The sequence below is a fragment of the Candidatus Thiosymbion oneisti genome (genome assembly GCF_900092655.1).
GTDB classification, from domain to species: Bacteria; Pseudomonadota; Gammaproteobacteria; order Chromatiales; family Chromatiaceae; genus Thiosymbion; species Thiosymbion oneisti.
Genome location: NZ_FLUY01001584.1, coordinates 1 through 8,369, shown reverse-complemented (window position 1 = coordinate 8,369; position 8,369 = coordinate 1). Strand labels below are relative to the sequence as shown.

Sequence of the window (8,369 nt, the reverse complement as noted above, 5' to 3'; positions counted from 1 at the left end):
AGCGTGGGAGCAGACCTGGTCCCGACGGAGGAGGGATCTGACGCTCCAGCGTCGATTAAGCGCCGCGGTAGGCTAACAGCCAACGCCTATCCGCACCGAGGAGCTGAGTCCGCTGGAGCGGACAAGACGGCGTTCCCACGCTGGAGCGTGGGAACGAGCGTGAAACGACGAATCACGCGAATCCTCGCGGATGTCAGGTGTCAGGTCTTGATGCCGACTCCGCGGCGCAGCAGGTGGAGGCTGTAGAGGGTCAGCACGGCGATAAAGCCCAGGATGATCGCGAAGGCCACGCCCACCGGGATGTCGCTCACCCCCAGCAACCCGAAACGGAAGGCGTTGACCATATAGAGCACCGGATTGGCGAGGGACAGGTTCTGCCAAAAGGCCGGCAAGAGCTCGATCGAGTAGAAGACCCCCCCCAGATAGGTCAGGGGTGTGAGCACGAAGGTGGGGATGATCGAGACGTCATCGAAGCTGTTGGCATAGATGGCATTGATGAATCCCCCGAGGGCGAACAACACGGCGGTGAGTATGAATACCAGGATGGTGATGCTATAGCTGTGGATCTGGATCCGGGCAAAGACCAAGGCCACCAGGGTCACTAGGACACCGACCACCAGGCCCCGAGCGACGCCGCCGGCGACGAAGCCGGCCAGGATCACCCAATTGGGAACAGGGGCGATCAGCAGCTCCTCCACATAGCGGGAGAACTTGCTCGCATAGAAGGAACCCACCACGTTGGCGAAGGCATTGGTGATGACCGCCATCAGCACCAGGCCGGGGACGATGAAATCCAGATAAGCGAAGCCACCCATGGGCCCGATGCGTTCGCCGATGAGCCGGCCGAAGATCACAAAGTAAAGGGTCGTGGAAATGGCCGAGGGCAGCACCGTCTGCACCCAGATCCGCGAGAAGCGCCGGATCTCCTTGACCAGGATGGTGGAGAAGGCGATCCGGTAGTGCCGCCAGCGATTCATGCCGGCAGGTCCCTACCGCCCCTGTCGTTTTCCACCAGGGTCAGGAACAATTGTTCGAGCCGGTTCTGCTTGTTGCGCAGGCCCACGACCTCGATGCCGGCGTGCGACAGGGCCTCGAACAGACCATTGATGCTGGTGTCCTCGGCTACTTCCACCTCCAGGGTGTGGTCGTCGCGCTGCTCGAGCACGAATCCGTCGCGCTGCGGTAGCCGCGTCGGCCGCCGCTTGAGATCGAGTACCAAGGTTTGGGTCTTCAATCTGCCGAGCAGGGCCCCCATATCCACATTCTCCGTGATCCGGCCGTCGTTGATGATAGCGATATTGCGGCACAGGCTTTCTGCCTCCTCCAGATAATGGGTAGTGAGGATGATGGTGGTGCCGCCGGCATTGAGCTCGCGCAGGAAGCGCCACACGGCATGGCGGATCTCGATGTCCACCCCGGCGGTGGGCTCATCCAGGATCAACAACCGTGGCCGGTGTACCAGCGCGCGGGCGATCATCAGGCGTCGTTTCATGCCGCCGGACAGCACGCGCATCTGCGAGCCCCGTCGGTCCCAGAGGTCGAGCTGCCGCAGCGCGTATTCCGCCCTCGCTTCGGCCGCGCGCCGCGGGATACCATAGTAGCCGGCCTGATTGATAACCACCTCGATGACCGGGAGGAACAGGTTGAAATTGAACTCCTGGGGCACCAGACCCAGGCTGGCCTTTACCAGCTCCGGCTCCCGATCCAGATCGTGGCCGAAGACCTGCACCTCGCCCCCGGTCTTGGTGACCAAGGAGGCGACGATGCCGATCAGGGTCGACTTGCCGGCGCCGTTGGGTCCGAGGAGGGCGAAGAAGTCACCCTCATCCACCGTCAGATCCACACCTCTCAGGGCCTGATGGCCGTTGCGGTAGACCTTGGTGAGCTTTTTGACGGCGAGTGCGGGCATGGAAATGGCGAGTATAACGGCGGGTACAGCGGTTAAACTAGGTGCCCCTGGCATGCTTTTCAACCCAATGCCATTAAGTTAAGCGTTACTGGTCAACAAACAAGAGGAGAAACGACGAATCATGCGAATCCGCGCGAAATTGTCATCCCGAACCGAAGGGAGGGATCTTTTTCGCGCCGATTCGCGCGCTTCGTCGTTTTCTCTTCCGCATCCTGATCGACCACGACAAGCGGTCAGCAGCTAACTTAATGGCATTGCCCCCCACCAAGCGAACCTGACCGCACACCAAAGGATAAATGAATCAATGCCGATACCGGAATACATTAAAGATATCGAGCACATTGCAAGGACGGCCCGTTCCGAATCGAAGCTCGAAGGGGAGTTCAACCGGATATTAAAGCAGTGCCTGGCTGAATTTGGCGTCGATTTTAATCCTCATGTAAATGAAACACTAAAAAGCATGGGCCTCTCTCAGGTGGATGCCGACCGTCCGGATGGTGTATTTGGTCACATTGTCTATGACTACAAGGCCCCGAAAGTCCTATCGTCTGTTAAGGGTTTACAGGGGGCAAAGCAACAAATTGAGAGATACCTTGACCGCATCACCGGAGGTCATAAAAGGGATGCCGTAGCTTGTGGGCAATGGTTCGGTTATGTCTGCGATGGAATTACCCTTGTATACTGCCGTTCTAATTCACGAGTTTGGCAGTGGTCGCGCCCCTTGCCGATTACGGAAAGCACATTGCTCTTTCTCGTACATGCTTTCCGATCACTCCAACGCAAGCCCTTAACGGCGAAACTTCTTAGCTCGGCTTTCGGCAAGGAATCCGAGGTAGCCCAAGAACTCATCCGCGTGATGCGTTCCCACCTCTCGAAGCCACGACACAGGACCAATATGCTATTCAGGGAATGGCACACTTCAGACAATCGGCCTTTCTCAGAGGAAAGAGTCCGTACTTAAACGCATCGCACCGGGGAACCATCTCGGATTGCGCACGTGTTTATTGGGTGAAGGTGCTCAGGTACTCCTCCGAAACGAAGCGTGCCCTCATCCGAACGCTGACAGAGGAGGAATTACCCCGCGCTCGTACCATCGACCCTGTTGCAGGTGCATGGATCGAAGCCGATCTCTTGTTTCCCCTTATACGCGGACGTGATCTTGGACGCTACTGCTCGAGCACTGATGGTTGGTACCAGATTATTCCCAACAAACACTATGAGAAGGTGGAATCGGAAGAGGATTTTGCAGACAAATATCCGCTTGCTTATTCCTATTTTAAGAACTATGAAAGTATCTTGCGTAATCGTTCCTCTTACAAACGCTATCAGAGGCACCTACCCTTCTATGTAGTCTATTGCGTCGGAGACTATTCCTTTAGTACCTACAAAGTTGTCTGGATGGAACAGCAGGCACCGGGATCATTTCGTGCTTCGGTGGTGTCTGAAGATGAAAGCTCGATCGTACCCAATAGGCTTATTATTCCCGACCATAAGCTGTACTTTACGTCATTCGATACCGCCACCGAAGCCTATTATCTCTGTGGGTTCCTCAATTCTCTTCCCGTGCGCACTTGGCTTGGTGGGTTTCTTCTCGATAAGCAGATCGGCACAACCATTTTCGAGCATATAAATGTTCCCCAATTTGATCCAGGTAAAGATGCTTCTAAGCGCATTGCAGTCATTTCAGAAACTGCGCACGCAGATCGTGACGGGACCAAGAATAAAAGGCTCCTGGAACATAAAACAGAAGCGCAGCTCACGGAGTACGTGAGAAAAGTATGCACATAAGGCGAGCAGATTGAGACCCCGGCGGGCTATCGATACAAGCCGAGCGGGTCCTGGAGGTCCACCCCGTCCATGAAGGGGATACGGCGGTCGTTGTTGGTAAGCTGGTAGATCCTGCCGATCCAGTTGCCTACCACGCCTTCGGCGGTGTCATGCCAGGTGTTGTCGAGGCCGGTAATGATGTGCGCCTCGGGAAACACCGGCGGCTCGCGGCCACTCTCCCGGGCCGCAAAGACCCGCTCCCGATGTTCGTCGAGGATGGCGCGGTCCCTGATCCCGATGTAATGCTCCGGAACGGGGGGATAGTCGTCCCTGTGCGCAGCAGCGAAGCGATTGACCTCGCGCTTGTATTCCTTGAGCAAGGAGACGGTGTCGTACTCCGGGTGGCCCTGGAAGAAGACGATTCGGAATCCGTCTTCACTCACCGCGAGATGGACGCCGGCCTCGTCGCTTTCCACCAAGACGTGCAGTCCCGCGGCATCGAATTGGTCGCGGCCGATCTCGTTGAAGCGTGAGTGGGGGACGTCGAACAGGGTGTTGACGTCATTGACCAAGGGGTGCCGCCGGTCGACCACTCGGTGTGGATAGACCCCCCAGCGTTTATCGGGTAAGGGATGGCGGCGCTGGCCGTAACGGAATTGCAGCACGGCATGGGTGGCGAGGCAGGAGCAGAGGGTCGAGGTGACATGCCCGAAGGCCCAGTCGATAACCTCGATCAAGGGCCGCCAGAAGGGCTCGTCTGCCAGATTGGGATGGCTCACATTAGCGCCGGTGATGATGAGCGCGTCCAGTCCCTCCGCCCGGATGCGATCGAAATCTCGGTAATAACGGTCAATGTGCGCCTGAGCCGCGGGGGACCGTTGCAGCTCCCGGAGGGTGAAGGGGTAGACATAGAATTGGGCGATCTGATTGCTCTCGTTGATGAGGCGTAGAAACTGCCGTTCCGTGGCCGCCAAGGCCGCATCCGGCATCATGTTCAAGAGCCCGATGTGCAGCTCACGGATATCCTGCTGCAGCGCCCGGTCCGGCTCCAGGATGGACTGGCCTTCTCGGCGTAGATGCTCGAACGTCGGGAGATCGGTATTGGCGACGATCGGCATGTCAGGCCCCCTTGCTAGCGATGGCCTGCTCGAGCAGGCCCAGGAAGTCCTGTTCGTCACGCACCTGCATCGCCTCCGTGGCGCCGACCGTGTAGCCATGGGGTCCGGCGATGGCCTCGTATCTGGGGACCCGGGCATGGAAGAGTCGGGGAAAGACCCAGCGCGTGAAGTCGTCCGGGTCGATCTGGGCCACGAACTCCAGACGGTGCAGCGTCAGGTAATCCGTGACCGCGGTCTGCAGGAACTCCGGTCGATAGTAGAGCGGCTTGGGATCGGCCTGGGCACGCTCGATGAGCATGGTCTCGTCCTGATCCGGGACCCGGATGTAGAGGATCAGGCTGTGGCGGGCGAGCAGATCGATCACCGCCGGCTCGTCGAGCTCGCACAGGCTGCCGCCGACGTCGTTGACCAGGTGGCGGTAGCCGTAAATCTCCTGCGCCTTGCGCACAAACTCGGGTAGATCCTGCATGGCCCGGATCTCCGCGTCCCGGTACAGGGCCTGGCGACGGTTGAATTCGCCGAGCGGGAGTCCACCACGCTCCGGATTTCCGAGCTTGCCGATGAAGCTCAGCACCGGCCCTAGGTCGTCCACCTTGATGTTGTTACGCACGAAGATCCAATCGCGTCGCAACAGGTCTCTGAGAAAGGGTACCTGCATGGCCTGGCTCTTGATCAGGTCGAGGATGGGCTCGTCCAGGTACCGGGTCCCGATCCGGTAGTCGCCCGAGTAGTGAAACCAGTCCTGGCGCCGCAGCAGAGTCGAGAGGCAGGTCTTCCCCACGCCGGACATGCCGAGCAGGGTAACGCACTTGTTCTCCCAGGCGCGGAACTCGTCGACGGTGAACTTCAAGCCAGGTCCTCCTTGGCAAACCGGGGCCAGTCAAATCCGAATGATAACATTCGAGGACCCGTAGGATGGGCAAAGCAAGCGTCCATCAGGATGGTTCTAAGGTCTTGGTCATTCCGTGGAGGTCCCCGGACCGCGGCTGCCTGAGGGTGCACAAAGCGCAGCGTGCCCATCAACAGTGGGCTGCCGGCGGCAAAGCGTAGGCTGTATTGAGCGCCTGTCTGCGTACAGGGACGCACAGGCAGGCAGCGAACCGCATTGCCGACGATCGTTTGCATTGCGGCACATTGGAGATCTGCTTATAGTTTTGTTCCTTACGATTATTTGGGTGCATTCGTGGCTCAATCAGTCGCCAGCAACCCGCCGGCCAGTCGCCGGCTTCCAGCGGGTAGCAGTCGGCGCCTGGTAGCTGGTAGCTGGTAGCTGGTCGATACGATTCGCTGCGTTCAGCACATCCTTGCCATGTTCTGATTCTACGGGCTTTGCCCAACACGGCTGGAAGCAACCGCAAACCCCGTAGGCGGGCCTTTACTCGATATTCGCGGCCTGCTTGAAATGGTCTGTCAGCTGCTTGCCGTAATCGATGGCGCGGTCCAGCTCCGCCGTGTACTTCTCGACCGCGCCGGAGGATGTGGCGAGCGCCACTTCGTGGGCCTTGGCGTCCACGGCACTCGCCGCACGCTCGGTGTAGCTACGGGTCTCGCCGCCGGTTGCGAGCTGGAAGGGGCCGGTCAGCCGGCGTGCGTCGACCTTATTCAGGATGGCATGGACGCAAATCCGCTTGCCCGATGCCGATCCGGCTGTTGAGGGGGTATCGGCCATATGGTAGCTTGGAGTTTCCAGACAAACCCTCGGGAAATACCCCGTAGCTCAATGCCATTAAGTCAAGCCTCCAAACCCCTCTCCCTGCGAGGGTGTCGCAAAAGCTCCTCTCCCGCCGGGAGAGGGGTTGGGGAGAGGGGGGGCAGCTTGTGGCGTGCCCAACCCACTACGAATGGCGATGTTTCCATTTAGACCTTAACCACTACCGGAACCTGTATCCTATCAACACCGACGCTGCCTAAAGCAGGAGGACATCATGCTTTATCAAAAACCGCAATTCAAAAATCAGTACGAAAACTATATTGGGGGAGAATGGGTGGCCCCGGTTGACGGTGAATATTTTGATGATGTCTCGCCCGTTGACGGAAGTCTGGTTACCAGGGTCCCGAAATCCAACCATAAAGACATCGACTTGGCTGTTAAAGCTGCCTGGAAGGCGGCCGGGACTTGGGGAAAAACCTCAGTGACCGAACGGAGTAATCTCCTGTTCAAGATCGCCGATCGCATAGAGGAGAACCTGGAAAAGCTGGCCTTGGTAGAGACTTGGGATAATGGTAAAGCGATCAGGGAGACGCTGGCGGCGGATATCCCACTGGCAATCGATCACTTTCGTTATTTCGGTAGCGTCATTCGCGCCGAGGCAGGGGAGGTGAGTGATCTTGATGCCGACACAGTTGCAATGGAGATCCATGAGCCATTGGGTGTAGTGGGTCAAATTATCCCGTGGAACTTTCCAATCCTCATGGCGACCTGGAAGTTGGCCCCGGCATTAGCGGCCGGCAATTGCGTGGTTCTAAAACCGGCAGAACAGACGCCAGTATCCATCTTGTTCGTGATTGAAGCGATTGCCGATTTACTGCCTGCCGGGGTGGTGAATGTGGTTAACGGCTTCGGTCCGGAAGCAGGTAAGCCCCTGGCAACTCACCCGGATATCAAAAAAGTTGCATTTACGGGGGAGACCACGACCGGTCAGCTCATCATGCAATATGCATCGGAAAATATCATCCCCGTGACTTTAGAGCTGGGCGGTAAATCACCGAACATTTTCTTCGAAAGCGTCATGGCAGAGGACGACAACTTCCTCGACAAAGCCGTTGAGGGGCTCGTCCTGTTTGCGTTTAACCAGGGTGAAGTCTGCACTTGCCCATCTCGCGCTTTAATCCAAGAGCGTATTTATGATGAATTCATGGAACGCTGTTTAAGGCGCACCGAGGCCATCACCATGGGTGACCCGCTTGATACGAGCACGATGATGGGCGCGCAGGCCTCGAACGATCAGTATGAAAAGATATTGAATTATATCGATATCGGCAAACAAGAAGGGGCGGAACTCTTGATCGGTGGCGGGGCTTATACTAATAAGACTTACCCGAACGGCTACTATGTTATGCCTACCCTATTCAAGGGCAACAACAAGATGCGTGTTTTCCAGGAAGAGATCTTCGGCCCCGTCTTGTGCGTGACGACATTCAAAGATGAAGCCGAAGCATTGGAAATCGCCAATGATACCCTCTATGGACTGGGTGCCGGCGTATGGACACGCGATGTGCATCAAATGCAGACACTCACCCGCGGCATCGCGGCAGGTCGCATCTGGTGTAATTGCTTCCATCTCTATCCTGCCCATGCCTCATTCGGCGGGTATAAGAAATCCGGCATCGGACGGGAAACCCATAAAATGATGCTCAATCATTACCGCCACACCAAGAATGTGTTGGTGTCTTACGATAAGAATCCGTTGGGGTTCTTCTAAGCACATAATCAGGTCCAGGCGGTTCATAGCGAACTGCCTATACTTTTGTAGGGCAATGCCGTTAAGTTAAGCGTCGAGCCCGTTTGGCCCAATCGCTGCTACCCGCGAAAGATCAAGCCCCCCGAGCGCTTCATCGCTTGGGGGGGGGGAAGT

The 8,369-nt window shown here is 57.3% G+C and carries 8 protein-coding genes; 3 read left to right on the top strand and 5 right to left on the bottom strand.

Features of this window, described 5'->3' with window-relative positions:
- Window positions 1-200 precede the first annotated feature (200 nt).
- On the bottom strand, window positions 201-977 hold the full coding sequence (locus tag BQ17_RS16000; protein WP_089728740.1) for an ABC transporter permease: 777 nt from the start codon (window positions 975-977) through the stop codon (window positions 201-203).
- Window positions 974-1,909 carry an ABC transporter ATP-binding protein gene (locus BQ17_RS15995; protein WP_089728738.1) on the bottom strand — a complete coding sequence of 312 codons (936 nt, stop codon included), beginning with the start codon at window positions 1,907-1,909 and terminating at the stop codon, window positions 974-976. The genes BQ17_RS16000 and BQ17_RS15995 overlap by 4 nt, the downstream gene beginning before the upstream one ends.
- Before the next feature lie 304 nt (window positions 1,910-2,213).
- Here BQ17_RS15995 and BQ17_RS15990 point away from each other — a divergent pair, with 304 nt between their 5' ends.
- Together BQ17_RS15990 and BQ17_RS15985 are read left to right on the top strand one after the other, a co-directional pair.
- On the top strand, window positions 2,214-2,870 hold the full coding sequence (locus tag BQ17_RS15990) for a hypothetical protein (RefSeq protein ID WP_089728736.1): 657 nt from the start codon (window positions 2,214-2,216) through the stop codon (window positions 2,868-2,870).
- Between the two features lie 47 nt (window positions 2,871-2,917).
- Complete coding sequence (locus BQ17_RS15985; RefSeq protein ID WP_089728734.1) at window positions 2,918-3,697, top strand: hypothetical protein; 780 nt, start codon at window positions 2,918-2,920, stop codon at window positions 3,695-3,697.
- 26 nt (window positions 3,698-3,723) lie between these two features.
- On the opposite strand, the gene metA is transcribed toward BQ17_RS15985, so the two are convergent.
- The 3 genes from metA to BQ17_RS15970 all read right to left on the bottom strand — a co-directional run bounded on the left by metA (window position 3,724) and on the right by BQ17_RS15970 (window position 6,463).
- On the bottom strand, window positions 3,724-4,794 hold the full coding sequence (metA, locus tag BQ17_RS15980) for a homoserine O-succinyltransferase MetA (RefSeq protein ID WP_089728732.1): 1,071 nt from the start codon (window positions 4,792-4,794) through the stop codon (window positions 3,724-3,726).
- 1 nt (window position 4,795) lies between these two features.
- Complete coding sequence (locus tag BQ17_RS15975) at window positions 4,796-5,644, bottom strand: ATPase (protein WP_089728730.1); 849 nt, start codon at window positions 5,642-5,644, stop codon at window positions 4,796-4,798.
- 525 nt (window positions 5,645-6,169) lie between these two features.
- A complete protein-coding gene (locus BQ17_RS15970; protein ID WP_089728728.1) occupies window positions 6,170-6,463 on the bottom strand; it encodes a hypothetical protein in 294 nt (97 codons plus the stop codon).
- 256 nt (window positions 6,464-6,719) lie between these two features.
- Between BQ17_RS15970 and BQ17_RS15965 the strand changes: the two genes are divergently transcribed.
- Complete coding sequence (locus BQ17_RS15965; RefSeq protein ID WP_089728726.1) at window positions 6,720-8,216, top strand: aldehyde dehydrogenase family protein; 1,497 nt, start codon at window positions 6,720-6,722, stop codon at window positions 8,214-8,216.
- Window positions 8,217-8,369 lie beyond the last annotated feature (153 nt).